20 protein-coding genes are annotated in these 19,830 nt (G+C 42.8%); 14 read left to right on the top strand and 6 right to left on the bottom strand.

Translation table 11 applies throughout. The features are described from left to right. Window positions 1–13 precede the first annotated feature (13 nt). From N7U62_RS06015 to N7U62_RS05980, 8 genes are all read left to right on the top strand, one after another. Window positions 14–352, top strand: coding sequence for a four helix bundle protein (locus N7U62_RS06015; protein WP_264136995.1), 339 nt, complete (start codon window positions 14–16; stop codon window positions 350–352). A 99-nt stretch (window positions 353–451) separates the two neighbouring features. Then, entirely contained in the window at window positions 452–1,258 is an 807-nt protein-coding gene (gene proC / locus N7U62_RS06010; protein ID WP_264136994.1) for a pyrroline-5-carboxylate reductase, read from the top strand. A gap of 2 nt (window positions 1,259–1,260) precedes the next feature. Continuing rightward, on the top strand, window positions 1,261–2,385 hold the full coding sequence (locus tag N7U62_RS06005) for an aspartate aminotransferase family protein (RefSeq protein ID WP_264136993.1): 1,125 nt from the start codon (window positions 1,261–1,263) through the stop codon (window positions 2,383–2,385). Continuing rightward, window positions 2,382–3,338: an N-acetylornithine carbamoyltransferase gene (locus tag N7U62_RS06000; protein ID WP_264136992.1), complete on the top strand. Its 957-nt coding sequence runs from the start codon at window positions 2,382–2,384 to the stop codon at window positions 3,336–3,338. The genes N7U62_RS06005 and N7U62_RS06000 overlap by 4 nt, the downstream gene beginning before the upstream one ends. Before the next feature lie 20 nt (window positions 3,339–3,358). After that, window positions 3,359–4,144: an acetylglutamate kinase gene (gene argB, locus N7U62_RS05995; protein WP_264136991.1), complete on the top strand. Its 786-nt coding sequence runs from the start codon at window positions 3,359–3,361 to the stop codon at window positions 4,142–4,144. Window positions 4,145–4,194: 50 nt separating this feature from the next. Continuing rightward, window positions 4,195–5,211, top strand: coding sequence for a M20 family metallo-hydrolase (locus N7U62_RS05990; protein ID WP_264136990.1), 1,017 nt, complete (start codon window positions 4,195–4,197; stop codon window positions 5,209–5,211). 41 nt (window positions 5,212–5,252) lie between these two features. After that, window positions 5,253–6,587 (top strand): argininosuccinate lyase, encoded by a 1,335-nt coding sequence (gene argH / locus N7U62_RS05985; RefSeq protein WP_264136989.1) that lies wholly within the window; start codon window positions 5,253–5,255, stop codon window positions 6,585–6,587. A 108-nt stretch (window positions 6,588–6,695) separates the two neighbouring features. Continuing rightward, on the top strand, window positions 6,696–7,163 hold the full coding sequence (locus N7U62_RS05980; protein WP_264136988.1) for a CBS domain-containing protein: 468 nt from the start codon (window positions 6,696–6,698) through the stop codon (window positions 7,161–7,163). Between the two features lie 2 nt (window positions 7,164–7,165). On the opposite strand, the gene N7U62_RS05975 is transcribed toward N7U62_RS05980, so the two are convergent. The 4 genes from N7U62_RS05975 to N7U62_RS05960 all read right to left on the bottom strand — a co-directional run bounded on the left by N7U62_RS05975 (window position 7,166) and on the right by N7U62_RS05960 (window position 10,887). Further along, window positions 7,166–7,306 (bottom strand): hypothetical protein, encoded by a 141-nt coding sequence (locus N7U62_RS05975; RefSeq protein WP_264136987.1) that lies wholly within the window; start codon window positions 7,304–7,306, stop codon window positions 7,166–7,168. 82 nt (window positions 7,307–7,388) lie between these two features. After that, window positions 7,389–8,270 carry a sensor histidine kinase gene (locus tag N7U62_RS05970; RefSeq protein ID WP_264136986.1) on the bottom strand — a complete coding sequence of 294 codons (882 nt, stop codon included), beginning with the start codon at window positions 8,268–8,270 and terminating at the stop codon, window positions 7,389–7,391. After that, a complete protein-coding gene (locus N7U62_RS05965; RefSeq protein ID WP_264136985.1) occupies window positions 8,267–9,379 on the bottom strand; it encodes an FIST signal transduction protein in 1,113 nt (370 codons plus the stop codon). The genes N7U62_RS05970 and N7U62_RS05965 overlap by 4 nt, the downstream gene beginning before the upstream one ends. A 68-nt stretch (window positions 9,380–9,447) precedes the next feature. Next, window positions 9,448–10,887 (bottom strand): aminotransferase-like domain-containing protein, encoded by a 1,440-nt coding sequence (locus N7U62_RS05960; protein WP_264136984.1) that lies wholly within the window; start codon window positions 10,885–10,887, stop codon window positions 9,448–9,450. Between the two features lie 86 nt (window positions 10,888–10,973). Between N7U62_RS05960 and N7U62_RS05955 the strand changes: the two genes are divergently transcribed. From N7U62_RS05955 to N7U62_RS05940, 4 genes are read left to right on the top strand one after another with little or no spacing between them, the layout of a single operon-like run. After that, the gene (locus tag N7U62_RS05955) at window positions 10,974–11,636 is read left to right on the top strand and encodes a pyridoxamine 5'-phosphate oxidase family protein (protein ID WP_264136983.1); all 663 of its coding nucleotides are present in this window, start codon (window positions 10,974–10,976) and stop codon (window positions 11,634–11,636) included. 30 nt (window positions 11,637–11,666) lie between these two features. After that, window positions 11,667–12,182, top strand: coding sequence for a gamma carbonic anhydrase family protein (locus N7U62_RS05950; protein WP_264136982.1), 516 nt, complete (start codon window positions 11,667–11,669; stop codon window positions 12,180–12,182). A gap of 48 nt (window positions 12,183–12,230) precedes the next feature. Continuing rightward, a complete protein-coding gene (locus tag N7U62_RS05945; protein WP_264136981.1) occupies window positions 12,231–12,749 on the top strand; it encodes a DinB family protein in 519 nt (172 codons plus the stop codon). 1 nt (window position 12,750) lies between these two features. Then, a complete protein-coding gene (locus N7U62_RS05940; RefSeq protein WP_264136980.1) occupies window positions 12,751–13,281 on the top strand; it encodes an acyl-CoA thioesterase in 531 nt (176 codons plus the stop codon). A 411-nt stretch (window positions 13,282–13,692) separates the two neighbouring features. Here N7U62_RS05940 and pflA read toward each other — a convergent pair whose 3' ends face one another. Together pflA and pflB are read right to left on the bottom strand one after the other, a co-directional pair. Next, window positions 13,693–14,478 (bottom strand): pyruvate formate-lyase-activating protein, encoded by a 786-nt coding sequence (gene pflA / locus N7U62_RS05935; RefSeq protein WP_264136979.1) that lies wholly within the window; start codon window positions 14,476–14,478, stop codon window positions 13,693–13,695. After that, a complete protein-coding gene (gene pflB, locus N7U62_RS05930) occupies window positions 14,478–16,721 on the bottom strand; it encodes a formate C-acetyltransferase (RefSeq protein WP_264136978.1) in 2,244 nt (747 codons plus the stop codon). The genes pflA and pflB overlap by 1 nt, the downstream gene beginning before the upstream one ends. A gap of 357 nt (window positions 16,722–17,078) precedes the next feature. On the opposite strand from pflB, the gene N7U62_RS05925 reads away from it, so the two are divergent. Together N7U62_RS05925 and N7U62_RS05920 are read left to right on the top strand one after the other, a co-directional pair. After that, entirely contained in the window at window positions 17,079–18,374 is a 1,296-nt protein-coding gene (locus N7U62_RS05925) for an L-lactate MFS transporter (protein WP_264136977.1), read from the top strand. Window positions 18,375–18,667: 293 nt separating this feature from the next. Continuing rightward, complete coding sequence (locus N7U62_RS05920) at window positions 18,668–19,744, top strand: PAS domain-containing sensor histidine kinase (RefSeq protein WP_264136976.1); 1,077 nt, start codon at window positions 18,668–18,670, stop codon at window positions 19,742–19,744. The last annotated feature ends 86 nt before the right edge of the window (window positions 19,745–19,830 follow it).

Genomic DNA, 19,830 nt, shown 5'->3' with positions numbered 1-19,830 from the left:
ATGAGTTACTAAGATGGCTTTCGAAACTTTTGAAGAGTTAGAAGCTTGGAAATTAGCCAGGCAACTTAAGTTGGAAATTAAAGAACTGGTGAGGGGCTTTTCTTCTGATGAGAAATATAGATTAGTAGATCAACTGATTCGTTGTTCTCGATCAGTAGGCGCTAATATTGCAGAAGGTTTTGGTCGGTTTCACTATAAAGAGAACTCGAAGTTTTGCAGAAATGCTAGAGGAAGTCTTATGGAAATATTGAATCACATAATTGACGCTCATGATGAGGGATATATTAACCAAGAGTCTATGATGCATTATAGAAGTAAGATTCTACATGCAAATAAGGTGTTAAATGGCTAAATCGCTTACCTTAACAAGCAAGCAACTAAATAACTTATTATCTTATTAACCAAATATCTAATTAGCAATTTAACTCAATAACCATCAACTAATAGAAAAATGAAAATAGCATTAATAGGAGTCGGAAACTTAGGTCTTTCTATCGCTCAGGGCCTGGTAGATCAAACAAATTTTGATGTTGAGCAATTGGTCTTGACAAAGAGAAATGTATCTAATCTGGACGGTTGGAAAAAGCATCCACACGTGTTGGTAACCCCTTCAAATGTCGATGCGGTCAGGGCTTCTGATATTATCATTTTGTGTGTTCAGCCGAATCAAATCAATGCAATTCTTGAGGAGATAAAAGGAGAGCTTGATGTGAAGAGGCATGTATTGATCTCAACCATTACAGGAAGAAAAATCGATGAGATTGCAGAAGTAGTGGGCAAGAATGTCGCGATCATCCGTAGTATGCCTAATACTGCCATTTCTGTAGGTGAATCAATGACTTGTCTATGTACTAATGGTACGGGCAAGGATAAGATTGGACTAGCAGAGGAGATCTTCAATGCGATGGGAGAGACCTTGGTTATCGAAGAGAGGAAAATGCAAGCGGCTACCGTGGTTTGTGCCAGCGGCATTGCCTTTTGGATGAGGTTGATTAGGGCTACTACCCAGGGAGCTATCCAATTAGGGTTTGATGCTCCTGAGGCAAAGGAAATGGCGACTCAGGCTTGTTTGGGAGCGGCTACTCTTTTGGTAGAGTCCGGCAGTCACCCAGAAGAAGAAATTGATAAGGTAACTACTCCTCAGGGATGTACCATATCGGGATTAAATGAAATGGAACACGAAGGATTGAGCTCTGCTCTGATCAAAGGCCTGATGAAGTCCTATGAGAAGATATCCGAAATAATGATTGAAAAGTAAATATGGAGAATTATAAGGTATACCCTTTATTTGATATAACCATTGAGCGGGGAGAAGGCAACTATGTCTATGACAATGCAGGGGAGAAGTATTTGGATATGTATGGAGGACATGCCGTTATTTCTATTGGACACTCGCACCCTACTTATGTTAAAAACATCTCTGAACAGGTTGCTAAAATAGGCTTCTATTCTAACTCAGTTCAAATCCCACAGCAAGAAGAGCTAGCGAAAAAACTAGGAGAGATGTCAGGCTATGAGGATTACAGCCTTTTCTTGTGTAATTCAGGAGCAGAGGCGAATGAAAATGCTTTGAAATTGGCTTCTTTTCACAATGGAAGAAGAAAAATACTAGCTTTCAAAAATGGTTTTCATGGACGTACCTCATTGGCAGTGGCTGCCACGGATAACCCGAAAATTCAGGCTGCTGTTAATTTTACGGACAATATTCAGCTGTTCGAACTAGGAGATCTGGAGGGTGTCAGAGATGCCTTGGCGGCTCAGGATGTAGCCTGTGTGATCATCGAAGGAATCCAGGGAATTGGTGGAATCAATGATCCAGGAACTGACTTTTTGGAAGGACTGGAAAAGGCATGTCGGGAGACTGAAACGATTCTGATTCTAGACGAAGTGCAATCTGGATATGGACGAACAGGTAAATTCTTTGCCCATCAGTATGCCGACATCAAGCCAGACATCATCACCATAGCAAAAGGTATGGGGAATGGTTTCCCAGTAGGAGGTGTAATTATATCTCCTAAATTTCAGGCGAGCTTTGGTCAGTTGGGGACCACTTTTGGAGGAAATCACCTGGCATGTGCTGCTGGATTATCTGTTTTGGATTCCATCAGAGAAGAAAATCTCATAGAAAATAGCCAACAGATGGGAGAATACATCCTGTCGCAACTTCAAGATATTAAGGCGATTAAAGGACTAAGAGGAAAAGGACTACTTTTGGGGCTAGAATTTGAAGAGCCGGTCAAAGAATTAAGAGGCGAATTATTGAAAAAATATAAGATCTTTACGGGCGCTGCGACCGATCCAAAGGTGCTGCGACTGCTTCCTCCTATGACGATCGGAAAAGAAGAAGCTGATATTTTTATCAACGCGTTAAAAGAATTGCTATGATGAACTTTTGCTCCATAGATGATGTGGCTGATCCCATTGGGTGGATTGGTAAAGCAATAGAATTACAGAAAAAAATCGAAAATGGCGGCCCACTGGATAAAAGTGGGAAGTCCATTTGCCTGTTATTTTTTAACCCCAGTCTCAGGACAAGGCTTAGTATGCAGAAAGCAGCCTTTAACCTGGGAATCGAATCCTTTGTTTTCAACCTTTCTTCTGAAGGGTGGCAATTGGAGTTTGAAGATGGGGTGGTCATGAATGGTAGCAAGAGTGAACACATCGTTGAGGCAGCAGGAGTAATCAGCTCTTATTTTGATGCGGTGGGAATCAGATCCTTTGCATCTTTGAGCGATAAGGCCAATGATTATGCGGAGCAGGTTTTGAGCCAGTTTGTGAAGCATTGTTCTATTCCAGTGGTAAATATGGAGTCAGCTACATTGCATCCTTTGCAATCTTTTGCTGACATGATTACCATCGAAGAATACAAAAAGGTGTCGAAACCTAAAGTCGTTTTAACCTGGGCTCCTCATCCAAAGGCTTTGCCGCAGGCAGTGGCCAATTCCTTTCTGCAATGGGGCAATCAAATGGACTATGATTTAGTGGTGACTCATCCACAAGGCTATGATCTTGACCCATCTATGGTGGGAGAGGCCAAGGTGGAATATGATCAGAAAAAGGCTTTTGAAGGAGCAGATTTCATCTATGCCAAGAACTGGTCGGCTTTTCAGGATGCGAACTACGGTCAGGTGGTATCTCAGGACATGAACTGGACGGTAAATCAGGAAAAGATGAATTTGACCAATGATGCCAAATTCATGCATTGCTTACCTATCAGAAGGAATGTAATCGCCACAGACGAGGTGTTGGATAGCGACTCATCCATCATCATGCCTCAGGCCAAACATAGAATAACATCAGCCCAAATGGTTCTCAAAGAGGTTCTTGAGATCAAATAATTAAAGCAAATCCTATTCAAATGAAAGACACTTTGACGGTTGTTAAGATCGGCGGAAAAGTCATCAATGAAGAAGCAGAGTTAGACTTATTCTTAAAGAAATTTGCTGCACTAAAGGGCAATAAAATTCTGGTGCATGGCGGGGGTAATATTGCTTCTGTAGTCCAAAACAAAATGGGCATTCCCCCTAAGATGGTAGAGGGACGTAGAATCACGGATGCAGATGCGATTGACATTGTGACGATGGTTTTCAGTGGGCTCAACAAGAAGATTGTTTCTAAACTTCAGGCCTTGAATGTTCAATCTATAGGATTGTCAGGTGCGGATGGCAACTTGATTCGATCCGTGAAGCGTCCAGTCAAAACCATTGATTATGGTTTTGTAGGAGATGTGGAAGAGGTAAATTCCGAACTGCTTAAGTCTTTGTTTGATGCCGGTTTGGTACCGGTTGTATGTGCTTTGACTCATGATAATCAAGGGCAATTACTCAATACCAATGCGGATACCATTGCTTCAGAACTTGCGAGAGGGGTGGCTGACAAATATCAGGTAGATCTGGTTTACTGCTTTGAGCAGCCGGGTGTGTTGAGCGACTTTGAAAACAAGGTGGTGATCCCAGAAATTACTCCTGAAGGTTACGAAAAATATAAGTCAGAGGGAGTCATAGTCGATGGCATGATTCCTAAGTTGGACAATGCGTTTGATGCGATCAATGCAGGTGTGGATACAGTTAAAATCTGTCATTTTGATTCCCTGGACAAGGTTCAAAGCGAAGATTATCCCGGAACTACTTTATGCTTGAAATAGATTCGAAATATAACGAGAATACGAGACAGGCAGTTCAATTACTGTCCCAGATGATAGAAACGGAATCTTTCAGTCGGCAGGAAGAGAATGTGGCTAAGGTGGTCCGTGATTTTTTACTATCTAAGAACATTGAATTAAACCTATCAGGACATAATACCTGGGCCAAATCCAGGCATTTTGATGGTAGTAAACCTACGATTTTACTCAATTCGCATATAGACACGGTCAAGCCGGCCTCTACTTATACTCTGGACCCATTCAAGGCTCAAATCATCGAAGGGCGATTGCATGGGCTCGGTAGTAATGATGCGGGAGGTCCATTGGTTTCTCTGATTATGGCCTTTGTTCATTTTTATGATCAGGAGAATTTGCCGTTCAATTTGATTTTGGCGGCCACAGCTGAAGAAGAAGTCTCTGGTGCCAATGGTATAGCTTCCTTGATTCCAGAATTAGGAAAGGTGGATTTGGCTATAGTGGGTGAGCCCACGCTGATGGATATGGCAATTGCAGAAAAAGGGTTGATTGTAATCGACTGTGAGGCTAAAGGGGTCAGTGGACATGCAGCCAGAGAAGAAGGAGTGAATGCCATATATAAGGCACTGGATGAAATAGAAAAACTCCGAAAGCTGGAATTCAAGGAGTCAGAGGTGTTTGGTCCCATCAAAAAGACTGTCACGCTGATCGAGTCGGGAACCCAGCACAATGTAGTGCCTGATTCTTGCAAGTTCGTGATAGATGTGCGAACGACGGATGCCTACAGCAATCAGGAAGTGGTAGATATCTTACAAAAGGAATTGGATGTAGAGGTTAAACCCCGTTCATTACGATTGAATTCTTCGGGGATTTCACCCGATCATCCGATAGTCAAACGTGGTGAGAGTCTCGGAATGAAGAAGTATGGTTCGCCTACTTTGTCCGATCAGGCCTTGATGCCTTATACCTCGATCAAAATTGGTCCTGGAGATTCGGCACGATCACACACGGCAGACGAGTTCATCTATGTAGATGAGATAGAAAAAGGAATAGAATTGTACATCAAGCTGCTTGATGGCTTGGGAATTAAATGAAATGCCAATAGCCATGTGCTAGAGGCCAAAAGCAAGCAAATATGAAACTCTGGGATAAAGGAAACACGGAAGTATCTAAAGACATAGAAAACTATACCGTAGGTAGAGATCGAGAACTTGATTTGCTGCTTGCCAAGTTTGATGTTTATGGTTCTATGGCTCATACGACTATGCTGGAAAGCATTGGTTTGCTTAGCTCAGATGAACTCAGTGATGTGTTGAGAGAGTTGAAAGAGATTCTAAAGGTTGTAGATGCTGGCGGTTTTGTGATTGAGGATGGGATCGAGGATGTTCACTCGCAAGTGGAGCTGATGCTAACCCGAAAGCTGGGAGATACAGGGAAGAAGATTCATAGTGGTAGATCGAGAAATGATCAGGTGCTTGTTGACCTTCGCCTTTTTATCCGTGATGAAATCAAAACTATCGCCGAGTTAGTCTCTGAATTGTTTACTTCTCTGAACGATCTGAGCAAAAAGCACAAAGACATATTAATCCCAGGGTATACGCATTTACAGGTGGCCATGCCTTCATCCTTTGGTTTGTGGTTTGGGGCCTATGCGGAGAGTTTGACAGATGATCTTCATTTACTTCAAGCGGCTTATAAAGTAACCAATCAAAACCCCTTAGGTTCAGGAGCAGGTTATGGTTCTTCATTTCCTCTGGATAGAAAAATGACCACTGAGCTCTTAGGTTTTGATGACCTGAGCTATAATGTAGTGTATGCGCAAATGAGCCGTGGTAAAGTAGAAAAGACGGTGTCTTTCGCCATGAATAGCATTGCTGCGACTCTGTCCAGAATGAGTATGGATATCTGTCTTTACAACTCTCAGAATTTTGGTTTCCTGGAGTTGCCAGCTGAGATGACAACCGGATCCAGTATCATGCCGCATAAGAAGAATCCGGACGTTTTCGAACTGATACGTGCGAAAATGAACAAGCTGCAGTCACTCTCTACAGAGATTAGTTTGATCACGACTAATTTGCCGTCTGGCTATCATAGAGACATGCAGACGATAAAAGAGACTTTTTTGCCCGCTTTTTATGAATTGAAGTCCACGCTGGAGATTGCGATCTTTGCTATGAAGAATATCAAAGTGAAGGACGGAATCATAGAGGATGAAAAATACAAGGACCTATTCAGTGTCGAAGAAGTGAACCGACTGGTTTTGCAAGGAGTGCCGTTTCGTGATGCTTACATACAAGTAGGGAAAGCTATACAGGAAGGTTCTGATAAGCTCTCTAAAGAAGTGAATCATACACACCTGGGTAGTATTGGTGATCCGGCTAATGATCAAATAGAGGCTAAATTAAAGCATGTTTTGGCGGGTTTTGATTTTGACAAAGCTGAAAAAGCCATTCAGTCATTGTTAAGCTAAGATTATTTAATTGACATGAGCAGTGGGGAGACGATTATTAAATCGTTATCTACTTGACATTTAGACCGTTATTGGCTATCTTATAAGTTCACCCAAAATCTCAATGTCATGGTAAAAAGCTACAGAGGTGTTCAAGAGGAGAAACCTGTTGTCATCGAAACTCAAAGAATCTCGGTCAAGGACTACATGTCCACGCATTTAATCACTTTTCATCCAGACCAATCGATCATGGAAGTGGTTCAAGAATTACTTACTCATCGAATATCTGGTGCCCCAGTGGTCAATTCAATGGGCGAATTGGTAGGGGTCATCTCTGAGGGTGATTGCCTCAAGGAGGTCGTCAAAGGAAAATACCACAATTTACCTTCGATGTGCGGAAAAGTAAAAGATCACATGGCGACCAATGTGGTTAGAATTCATCCGGAAATGAATGTTTTTGAAGCAGCAAGGATGTTTTTAGAAATGAAAATAAGACGTTTTCCGGTATTAGATGACCATGGAAGGTTGATAGGCCAGATCAGTCAGAAAGATGTCATGAGGGCGGTGCAAAATCTGAAAACGGAGAATTGGCATTAGACTCAATTCTTCTGATTTGGTGATTTTACATCCCATTGCTCTTCGTGCTTTTTGTTATCTGATTGTGCCTGACTTGCCTGTAGACCAAATATGATCAGTGCAATAATTGCCCAGCCAATCGCAAATATTTCTAGAGATTCCATTTTGTATGCTGCTTTACATAGAGTAGCATACAAAACCATACCAACTATGGGTTATATTAAATAATTAGGCGATTTACTTAGCTTAATGTCGTTCAATGTTGGGGATAACCACACTAAACTTAGTTCCCATGCCTAAGGTAGACTCTACTGCAATGCTCCCATTGAGTTTCTGAATGGCCTCCTTCACAATGTACAAGCCCAAGCCTGAACCTTTTGAGTCTGGACTGGCTCGATAGAACATGTCAAAAATCTTTTGGAGATAACTTTCCTCAATTCCTATCCCATTGTCGGATATTTCCAGTTTCATTTCCTTAACATCAATCTCGGCCTCTATGTTGATGTAGCTATCCGTCAAATCTGGATTCTGATATTTAATAGCGTTTGATATGAGGTTGTTAAAGATAATAACCAAACGCCTCTGGTCGCTGTAAAACTTCTCTTTAGCATCGATATTGACCAATTTTAGGAGCGTGGAGCAGCCTGGTAGGTAATTCAGGTGCTTGAAGGATTCATTGATGATTTCTCCTATGTCTACTTGGGTTTTTTCTACTTCTAGACGAGAGTTTCTGGAGTAGTCAATGATATCACTGATGAATTTATCTAGATTAACTGTGCTGTCTCTTAAAAGCTTCAGATAGCCTTGTATGTCATATTGTTTGTTTTCTTTCTCAATAATATTGAGTAGACCTAAAATAGAGAGGAGAGGAGCTCTCAGATCGTGAGAGGTGCTATAGACAAAGCGATCCATTTCTTCATTGATCTTTTTCAACTCCTGATTGGCATCCAGCAACTCTTCCGAACTTACGTTCATCACCCTTTCGATCAATTCCAGTTCTTTTTCATAGTTGTTATAACTGTCATTGATGCTCTCAAATAGGGGTTTCCATTCCTCAGGGATAGACTTGCCTTTGGTATATTTATTTATTTGTTTTTGAAGTAGATCGTTGTAGATATTCTCGCTCATTCAGTTTCACAGAAGGTGTTGAAAACCACACTTTGGTTGTGCAGTTCGCTGTTCGATTTTGCTTTCAAAGGAGCTATTTCTCCATGACTGTAAAAGCCCATCATTGGAGTGCTCTTTTCAAATTTTGAATTAATATATTCTTGTTCCTCACTAAGCCAATCTTTTAATACTTGTCTCCGTCCCACACAGTTGAACTGCAAAACGAATTCAGGTGTATTTCCTAATGATTTAATACTTTCTTCAGCTGCCAGTTCGGATGAGAGCAGAAGCTTGTGTGTGCTGGATTTCATCATTCTAACCTGGTCTCCATTTCTGAAACTCCCTGCAAAGGTGATAGAACCATCGTCGTGGATTTCCAGCATCGATCTTACCAGTCGTGAGTTTTCGATGTTTTTAATGCCTAAGGGGTATTCAATTACCCTTGATTTGACATCTGAAACGATCCCCGCCAGATATTGCTCATAAAAATGAATGCAGGCTTTGTCGTCAATCTCATACACTCGTTGATCGACAGCCTTGGTGATGGTTTTTTCTGCACCCAGGGTGGTCCAGCCCTGGTCTACACTGTGGCCAACCTTTAGTTTGTCTCCGCTGAATCCGACTCCAATTACTGTCCCATGCTTTGGGATGGAGTTGAGTCCGGTGTGGCTAGTGGATAGACCACCCAGGATAGGAACGTGACTGGCTAAATTGATGCCTATACCCATCAGAAGATCGGAGGCAACCAGTGCCTGACTGTCCCCGAATATCAATAGACTATTGATGTGGTCCTTTTCCAGATCTGCAGATAAGTGTGTGCCAGCATCAAAACTGTCCTTTACTTTTGAAACAGGAATACAAAGGGTCTGAATCTGTGTGTGCTTAAAATATATGGCCGAAAGAGTTATGCCATCATTAAGAATGAGTTCATTCAATATTTCACCATCCGTGCAGCATGTAATGATTTCCGCTTTTGGATATTGCTCCTTTATTTCTTCAAATCGTTTTTCATCCTTTATTACATTCTCATTTCCAAATGCTAAAACGAGTTGAGCTTTTTCACGCAATTGATGATTGGATAGCTGTTCCCAGCCCAGATTTAGAGACCACTTACTTTGCTCTACTTGCATGAATATTTCAGATGGATTAACGAGTTAGATTAAAGTTTTATTAGCATCCAAGATAGTTAATCTTGTTTTTATCTGTTGATAGATTTACTATTTTTTAGACCTGTTTTTTCAACAGCTCGATGGAGCAATTCAAAGTTTTGTATCATTTCAGCTTCATTCATCGAGGCAAACCCTAATCGACAACTATGAACGTCCTCATAGGTATCAATGTCCAGGTATAGATCATATTCTTTTGCAACTTCCTTTAAGGTACTGATTTCCACTCCTTCGAATGTTGTCCAAATCGCCATGCCACCATCTGGTACCTCGTAGTTTACTTTCGAACCAAAATGCTGTTGGAGCAGTCGATCCATTAGATCTCTCCTTTGTTTATAAATCCTCACGGCTTTTTTGATGGATCGCTGGATTTCGTTTTCCTCTATCATCATAGATAACGCCCGCTCCAGCAGCGGATCCCCTCTACGATCAATCAATTGTCGGGTCAGTATGCATTGGTCTATGATCGATTGGTGCGCATACATGTAGCCCATACGGATGGAGGGTGCCAATATCTTGCTAAAACTACCGATATAGATGACCTGATCAGCCTGATCCAGACTTGCCATGGGTAGGATAGGCGATCCTTTGTAGTGATAATCATAGTCATAGTCATCCTCCAGGATATAAAACTGATATTGATGGGCCAGTTTGAGAAGTCTTAGCCTTTCGGCAACTGGCATGGTCACTGTGGTAGGATAGTGGTGGTGAGGACTCAGGTAAACCGCCTTGATCTTGGCAGTTTTGACTTTTTCCTCTATTTGATTGATATCTAAGCCATGTTGGTTTAGGTCTACCTTTTCGAGTTTACCACCGAGATGAAGGATGGTACGATTGGCCGTATCATAATTGAGTCGGCCGACGATCACGGTGTCTCCGGGTGCAAGAATGGCAGATAGCGCCAGATAAATGGACATTTGACTCCCTCTGGTGACCATCATCTGATCAGGCGATGGGGATAGGGCTCTCGTTTCATGAAGGTAGCTGCACAAGGTAGTCCTGAGATGTGGTTCACCTGCAAAATGGTTTCCAGTGAGTATCGAACCACTCAGGTTGCCCGAAGACAGGGAACGCGCGGTTTTGTAAAGATCAGGAATGGGAGCCACCCTATAGTCGGGTGTTCCTTCGGTGATTTGATGCCCTTTAGATTTTTGAATAGAGACTTTGGGCTTGGTGAATACCCGAACGTCAGCCAGTTTCTTTGCTTGTGTAAAAGGTAATTCCTCTTTGATGAAGGTGCCTTTGTAAGCCTCAATGCTGATCCAACCTTGAGCCAGTAGTTCGTCATAGGCCGATTGTACCGTTTTGCGGTTGATGCTGAGTAGCTCTGCCATCTGACGACTACCGGGTAGTTGAGACCCGGCTGCTATTCGTCCTTGCATCACCTCTGAAATGATGCTATCTGCTAACTGCAAATAGTTGGCTCTTTTGGAAGCTGAGTCAAAAACGATAATGTTTTTCCATGGTATCATGACTGGACCCTTTAGTTGTTTCAAACTGGACTACAATGATAATCCAGTGGCGCCATACTTTTACATCCGAATCAAACAAAAATGAAATGTCAACATATCCTATAGAAGAGAAAAACAAAGTAGTACGCGGGGCGAAAAGAGCGGTCTATGACAAATCAGTCATAAACGAGATACTAGATGCTGGTTTCCTTTGTCATATCAGTTTTGTGATGAATGGACAGCCTTTTATGATCCCGACAGCTTATGCTCGACATGGTGAGAAAATCTATGTACATGGATCTGTGAAGAGCCGAACCATGCTGGAGGCCCAAAAGGGGATTCCTATTTGTTTTTGTGTGACTCATCTCGATGCATTGGTGTTGGCGAGATCAGCCTTTCATCATTCGGTCAACTATCGATCGGCCATCATCTATGGTTCGGCTCGGCCTATTACAAAGGATGAAGACAAAAATGATGCACTTCGCTTAATCACAGAAAACTTCTTGAAAGGTCGCTGGGACGAGGTGCGTCAGCCGAACCAAAAGGAGTTGGATATCACTTCTGTGTTGGAAATCACGATTGAAAGTGCATCTGCCAAAGTGAGAACCGGAGATCCTGTGGATGACAAGGAGGACTATGAATTGGATATTTGGGCGGGTCAATTGCCGCTTCAGCCGATATATGCTCAACCGATTGACGATGAGCTACTAAAGGAGGGCGTGAGAACAAGTCCTTCTGTTCAGCTTGCTTTCGAGGGATCGAAGAGATAGATTTGTTAAGAACACAAATCGAAAAAAGGAATGGCATTGATTAGAGAATTGTTGGGGAAAACGCCGGCATATGGTAAGGATTGTTGGTTTGCAGAAACTGCAGTGGTCATCGGCGATGTGACCATGGGGGACAACTGTAGCATATGGTACAATGCTGTGCTGCGTGGAGACGTACATTCTATCACCATTGGCCACAACTCCAATGTTCAGGACAATGCCATGATCCATTGTACTTACCAGAAAGCACCCACCGTGATAGGCAATCATGTATCTATTGGTCACAATGCCATTGTACATGGTTGTACCCTGGAGGATAATGTGCTCATCGGAATGGGGGCCATTGTGATGGATCATGCGGTAATTGGCAGTGGGTCGATCATAGGCGCTGGGGCTGTGGTCCTGGAAAATACTATCGTAGAACCCGGCTCGGTCTATGTGGGTAATCCGGCTCGAAAAGTCAAAGATATCGGAGACAAAGGAACCGCTGAGATTCAACGCATAGCGGGAAATTACCTCAAGTATTCGAGTTGGTATAAAGAATCGTGAGTTAGAAAGTTGAAAGTGAAAAGTTGAAAGTTCATAAAGAATATAATTATGACCATATCTAAACCAGAAGAAGGAGAGTACGGCCTATTCTATCAAGGCTACATCGATCATGTGATTGATGCCTCGGATATCCTAGAATTGCTTAAAAATCAAAGAGATGAATGGGTAGATCTCTATGAAAAGTTAGACAAGGAGGAGTGGAGCTATGCTTATGAAGAGGGCAAATGGACACTCAAGCAGATGCTGCGTCATGTGATTGATACTGAGCGGGTATTTGGCTATCGTGCCATGTGCATTGCCAGAGGTGAGCAGACTCCATTGCCGGGCTTTGAGCAGGATGACTATATCGCAGGGGCTGACGATGAGGCCAATAGTGGTCAGGACTTGATCACCGAGTTTATTCAAGTCAGAAATGCTAACATGAGTATGATCCAGAACTTTACCGAGGATCAGTTGAAGAAGATAGGAAAAGCCAGTGGACACGCAACTTCGTGTAGAGCAATCGTGTATATACTCGCGGGCCATATGGCTCATCATATGAATATCATCAAAGTACGATACCTATAACATGTTTCAATTCGACCCAGAAAAAAAATACGAGAAAACCACCAAAACCCGTTCAGTCATTCGCTTTCAGGATTGTGATCCGCTGCGGCATTTGAACAACGCCAAGTATTTTGACTACTACTTCAATGGCAGGGAGGATCAGGTGCCCAAGCTCTACGATATGCAAAACTCAGAGATCTATCGGGCCTTTGATGCGATATGGGTGGTGTACAATCATCAAATCTCCTATCTGCGCTCCGCTGGAATGGGAGAGTGGGTCAAGCTATACTCCAGAATCATCTGGTTCGATCAGAATTCATTGATCGTAGAGTATTTCATGACAGACGATGCTGAAACACAGCTCAAAAATATTCTGTGGAGCAAAATGAAATTTGTAGATGCAGCGGGTAAGGTTACAGACCATCCGGATAGGTTAATGGAGTTTTTGAAAGCAGTGTCGTTCGATGACTTCAAAGACAAAGCTCTGAATTTCGATGAGCGCTTGCAAGAAGTGAAGCAAGAGGTGAAAAGCCAGCATATTAGGTATAGATAAAAGGGGCGTTTGTTTATTAATAATGGCTCTCAAGCCGAGCGGGCTCTTCATTTTTGGCTTGACCCAAAAACGAAGCAAAAAAGTCAAGGCTGTAAATCAAATCACTAAATTACAGATCATTACATTGAAAAATCATAAACTCGCTGCGCTCAAACAGTATGATTTTTTTAACCATTTCACTCCCTGAAATTCTTAATGTATTTGATTTAAGGCCATTGAAAACCCCAATAAAGAAGAGTCATCTGATTTTGGGTTACTCAATAGCCATGATTGATTTCAAAATTAATTTTAAGAATGTTCAAAGTGAGCATTAATCTTCAATAGCAATTATCGAGATGTCCTAAAAAAGGCATGGAACCTTTCGACTCCATGCCCAAACTTTAGCATACTGTATTCAATTCAGTTTCTTATTTAGTTGATCACTACCTTCTTAAAGTATTGATCAAAAATGCTTTTCGCATTCAGCAATTGACCTGGGTTGTTTTCAGGAGTCCCAACTAGCGGGTATTCCATTCCCAGTAGTTCCCATTTGTGTACACCCAGTTGGTGGTAAGGCTGAATTTCTAATTGCTCGATGCTTTCATAATCCTGAAAATACTGCCCCAACTGATGCAGGTGTTCCGGCTTGTCAGTCAATCCTGGTACGAGTACATATCTCAACCAAAAGGGCTTGTTGTGTTTTCTCAGATAATCCGCAAAGGCCAGCGATTTTTCATTGCCTCGTCCCGTTACGATCTCGTGCATGGAGGAGTTGATGTGTTTGATGTCCAGCAGTACTAGATCTGTATACTCTAGTAGCTCCTCTACATATTTGTTCATCACGTGTCCGTTGGTATCCAGTGCGGTATGAATGCCTCTTGCTTTCAGTTCTTTAAACAGTTTAATCAGCTGTTTGGCCTGGCAGCAAGGTTCACCTCCGGAGACGGTCACCCCGCCTCCGTTGATGAAATAAGACTTCATATTAACCGATTCTTTTACAATTTGATCGATAGGGTAATTTTTTCCTCCATCGAAACTCATTGTATCTGGGTTGGCGCAATACAGGCATTTAAAAGGGCAGCCCTGCAAAAACAGGACGTATCTGATACCAGGGCCATCATAGGTGCCGAAAGTTTCGACAGAGTGTACATTGAGTACTTCTGTTTTTTCGGCAACTTCTACGATAGTCTGGTGGTCAATTCTCTCTTGTTCGTACATTATATTTTTTCAAAAAAGCTTCTAGATAATACTTCCAACTGCTGATCTCTAGACAGTCTCACAAAGTTGACTGCATAACCAGAGACACGGATGGTCAGCTGTGGATAGTTTTCTGGGTGCTCCATGGCATCTTCCAGCAATTCGCGATTGAGTACATTCACGTTGAGGTGGTGAGCCCCTCTGGTGAAATACCCGTCTATTATTGCACTGAGGTTTTGAATTCTTTTGTCCTCATCATTGCCCAGGGTCTTAGGGATCATAGACATGGTATTAGATATCCCATCCAGGGCATCCTCATAGTTCAGCTTGGCCACTGAGTTCAGTGAAGCAATCGCACCATGCGTATCTCTACCATGCATTGGGTTAGCTCCAGGAGCAAATGCGATTCCTTTGGCTCGTCCATCAGGAGTAGCACCTGTTTTCTTTCCATAGACCACATTGGAAGTAATGGTCAGGATAGACATGGTAGGCTCTGCATTCTTGTAAGTCTCGTACTGAGCCAACTGCTGGTTGAAGTGGCTGGTGATGTCCACGGCCAACTGGTCTACGCTATCATTGTCATTGCCATAGCATGGGAAGTCTCCTTCGATCTGGAAGTCTACTGCCAATCCATCTTCATTTCTGATCGCCTTTACTTTGGCATGTTTGATGGCAGAGAGCGAATCCGCTACGATAGAGAGTCCAGCGATACCATAGGCGACATTCACCTTAGGATCTGTGTCTACCAGTGCCATTTGTGCTCTTTCGTAGTAGTACTTGTCGTGCATGTAGTGGATGATATTCATCGCATCTACATAGACACGAGCTACTTCTTTCATCGCAATTTTGAAGTTGCTCATCACTTCTTCAAAATCCAGATCGTCACTTTTCAGAGCAGGTATGCCTTCTACGACCTGTGCACCTGTCATCTCACATTTACCCCCATTGATGGCCAGGAGCAAGGTTTTAGCGAGATTGGTACGCGCACCAAAGAATTGGATGTGCTTACCGATCTCTTGATAAGATACACAACATGCGATACCATAGTCGTCAGATTTTCTGGTCTTACGCATCAGGTCGTCATTCTCATACTGGATAGAAGAGGTGTCGATGGATACTTTGGCACAGAAGTCCTTGAAGCCTTTGGGTAACTGTGGAGACCAAAGGATGGTCATGTTAGGCTCTGGTGAAGGTCCCAGGTTGTATAGCGTCTGTAGGAATCTGAAAGATGTCTTAGTGACTTTGTGTCCCTGAGTCAGGTTCAGTCCACCGATCGCTTCAGTCACCCAGGTAGGGTCACCAGCAAAAATGTCGTTGTAGGCCTCCATTCTGAGGTGTCTGACCATGCGTAGCTTCATGACCAGTTGGTCTATCAGCTCTTGCGCCAGTTCTTCAGTGAGTAGGCCTGCCTGTAGATCTCTTTCGATATAGATGTCCAAAAATCCAGAAACATTACCCAAAGACATGGCCGCTCCGTCTTGCTCTTTCACCGCAGCGAGATAGGCCATGTAGACCCACTGCACAGCTTCTTGTGCATTGTTTGCAGGTCGGCCCAGCTCCAGGTTGTAAATCTCACCCAGCACTTTGATATCCTTCAATGCTTTGATTTGCTCACTGACTTCTTCTCTCAGTCTGATGCGCGCATCGTTCATTGGGCCACTGAGGCCATCCAGGTCTTTCATTTTTTCTTCGATCAACCGATCTGCACCATAAAGAGCCAATCTGCGGTAATCGCCAATGATTCTACCTCTGGCATAGTTGTCTGGCAGCCCGGTGAGAAATCCTAAAGATCTGAATTTTCTAATTTCGTTGTTGTAGGCATCGAAGACTCCATCATTGTGAGACTTGATGTACTTATCAAACATCTCTTTGACCTGAGGACTCATGGTAACCCCATGTTCTTCGCAGGCTTTTTCTACTACTCTAGCTCCACCGTAGGGCTTCATGGCTCTTTTGAGTAGCTCGTCTGTTTGTAGACCGACGATCACTTCATGGTCTTGAGAGATATAGCCAGCAGCATGTGAAGTGATTCTAGAGATGGTTTTGTTGTCGATGGATTTTACTCCATTGTTAGCCATTTCTTCTTTGACTGCTTTCATGCAGATGTCAAACAGGATTTGTGTGTTTTCGGTAGGCCCACACAAGAATGTGCTATCGCCATCGTAGGCAGTGAGATTGTTTTGCACAAAGTTTCGCACGTCGATTTGGTCGTTCCAGACCCCATTGACTAATGGCTTGAGTTCAGTTTTTGCTTCAGTTGACATAGTCTTAATTGTTTCTAAATGGATTTCGGATACAAAATTAGAACTCGCCAGATCCTAAAAACTGATGGGCATCAGGACTAGATGTGATTGCTATCATTGTGATGGCCGATGTTATCAAAGTTCTTTACATCCGAAAAATGACAGGCATCGACCCTTTACTGAAACAAGGGTGTTGCATTCGGATTAGTTTCAGTCAAATCCAACAGTTTTTTTGATTGAACATCCCACTAACATCCTTCCAAGGGGGATTAATGGTGTTTTGGTTTGACTGAAACTCTATATGAGTCTGGCTATCCATAGAATGTACATCCCTAGTCTATGAAGAACTTAATCTTATAATCACACACTAATACTACCATGGAAAAAATCAAAAACAGATGGCTCATTGCTGCATCAGCTGTAGGGATTCACGTATCGATAGGCGCAGTATATGCCTATAGCGTATTGAAAAAACCTTTACTAGAGGGAATCGGATGGGAGTTTAAGCAAACGGCATGGGCCTTTAGTATAGCCATATTGTTTTTAGGGCTGTCGGCGGCCTTTCTGGGAAGAAAGGTGGAGAAGATGGGACCGAGGAAGAGTGGAATGCTGGCAGCCTCTTTTTATGGAGTCGGCTTGGTGCTGGCAGGACTGGCTATTCAACTCGAGAGTGTGTATCTCTTCTATCTGGGCTATGGCGTCATTAGCGGTATAGGGCTTGGGGTAGGCTATATCTGTCCGGTATCTACTCTGGTCAAATGGTTTCCGGATCGCAGAGGTCTGGCTACAGGGCTGGCGATCATGGGCTTTGGCTTTGGGGCGCTATTGGCCAGTAGCATCATCCAATTTCTGATTGTGAATGTGGGCCTGGCGTTTACCTTTTATATTTTGGGAGTGGCCTATTTTGTGATCATGATGAGCTCGGCTCAGTATCTGGCTCCACCACCAGCAGATTGGGTGCCCGAAGGCTTTGAAGCAGATGGAAAGACTGAAAGCAAAAAGAAGATCAAAACAGATCTGGCACAGGTTTCTTCGATAGAGGCTCTATCAACCGTTCGCTTTTACTACCTGTGGCTGATGCTCTTCCTGAATGTAACCTGTGGGATCGCGGTAATATCTATCGCCTCACCTTTGTCTCAGGAGATAGCCGGGCTGACTCCCGTAGCTGCAGCTGCGATGGTGGGTGCCATGGGCTTGTTCAATGGTCTGGGGCGCATCGGTTGGGCGAGTTTTTCTGACGTGATCGGCAGACCGATGACCTATACGGCTTTCTTCGTGTTGCAGATTGGGGCTTTCTTCCTATTGCCACAGACTACCAATGCGGTCGTCTTTCAAGTACTGGTGTTCTTGATCCTGACCTGCTATGGGGGAGGTTTTGCTTCTATCCCGGCCTACATCGGAGATGTGTTTGGGACGAAAAACCTTTCGGCCATCCACGGCAATATATTGACTGCCTGGGCAGCTGCCGGATTGGTAGGACCACAACTGGCAGCCTATGTGAGAGAAGCTACTGGTAGCTATACCCAAACGCTCTACATCTTTGCAGGTTTGTTTGTGCTGGCACTGGTGATCTCCATTTTGATCCAGTTCAACATTCGATCTATCAAAGAAGGAAACAAAGTAGACAAGGAGCCACTCATGCCACTCAACAAGGTGTCGGGTTCGGTTTCATAATATATTAGATATTAGACGCTAGATTCTAGAGCCAAGATTCAAGAATCAAGAGACAAGACTCAAGAACTATGTTTGTCTAAATGAAATTTATCGTTTGTTTTAAGTTTAAAATGCGTGGGGAAGGGCTCTACGCATTTTTGTTTTGGAGATGTAGCCAGCCAATGGAGACTGAAACAGTATCTGGATTCATAATCCCTGTCATTGATTAAATACCCGCTATTTTATCGAGTTTCATTCATCGAAAAGATGCAAGTCATAGAGAGAAAATATCTATAAAATCGGTAAATTAATTCATGACTGAATTACTTGATTTTGAAACTCTAATCCAAACCTTCGATGATTTGCCTATGGGGGTAGGCATTTTTGAAGTGCCTGACACGAGCGACTCTAAAAGCATTCGATACATCTATATGAATAAGGTGATCCTCTATGAAATGAGGAAAGCAAAGGAGGAGGTTTTTGGTAAGAAAATCATAGAGGTAGCACCAGAAGCCTTTGAGCATGAGGGAGGTTTGATGGTCATGGACACTTATAGAAAAGTAGCAGCCGAAGGAAAGAGTATCAACCTGGGCTTGGTGGAGTATTCTAATCACATGGTCGCTGGAACCTACGAGTGCTCCGTTCACCCAATCAAGGAAAATTATGTCTATGTCATGCTCAGAAATGTGACGGAATTAGAACAAAAAAAGCAGGAGTTAGAGCAAAAGAACAATGAGCTGAGACAATATGCCATTATTGCATCACATGATTTGAAGTCTCCTCTCAATACCGTTTCTGAAATCATAAACCTAATCGAGCTTCAGTTTAAACTAGATGATTCCTTAAGTGAATTGTTGCACTTCATCTCAGACTCAACCCATCGCATGAGAAATGTGATTGATGCACTACTAGACCATGGTAGGATAGGTCAGGGAAAAGAAAAGACGATGGTGGATTGTCAAAAACTGCTTGAAGTAATCCAGCAAGATTTAGCAACTAAAATAAAAGAAACGAATGCCATCATAGAAGTGGGCAAAATGCCACAGATCATGGGGTATAAGACAGAACTTAGATTGTTGTTTCAGAATTTGATTAGTAATGGCATTAAATTCAGCAAGCCTGGCCTGGCACCCAAAGTCAAAATATCTGCTAAAAAACTAAAGGGATGGACATTTACTGTAGAAGACAATGGCATTGGAATAGACAAGCAGTTCCAGGAACAAATCTTTAACATCTTTGAGCGATTACATGATAGGAGAAAGTATGACGGATCAGGCATCGGATTGGCTCATTGCAAGAAAATAATAGAACTGCACAAGGGTGAAATATGGGTAAAGTCTAAGCCCGGTGAGGGAAGCGCCTTTCATTTTTCCATTCCATGCAGTGTATAGTTTTGATCAAAACCATGAGCCATGGCATTGGGATCAATCAATGAAAACACTAGATACCAGACGTTAAATTCTAATTATCTAAAGTC

The sequence above is a fragment of the Reichenbachiella ulvae genome (genome assembly GCF_025833875.1).
Lineage (GTDB): Bacteria > Bacteroidota > Bacteroidia > Cytophagales > Cyclobacteriaceae > Reichenbachiella > Reichenbachiella ulvae.
This window is presented reverse-complemented; position numbering and strand designations above follow the sequence as displayed.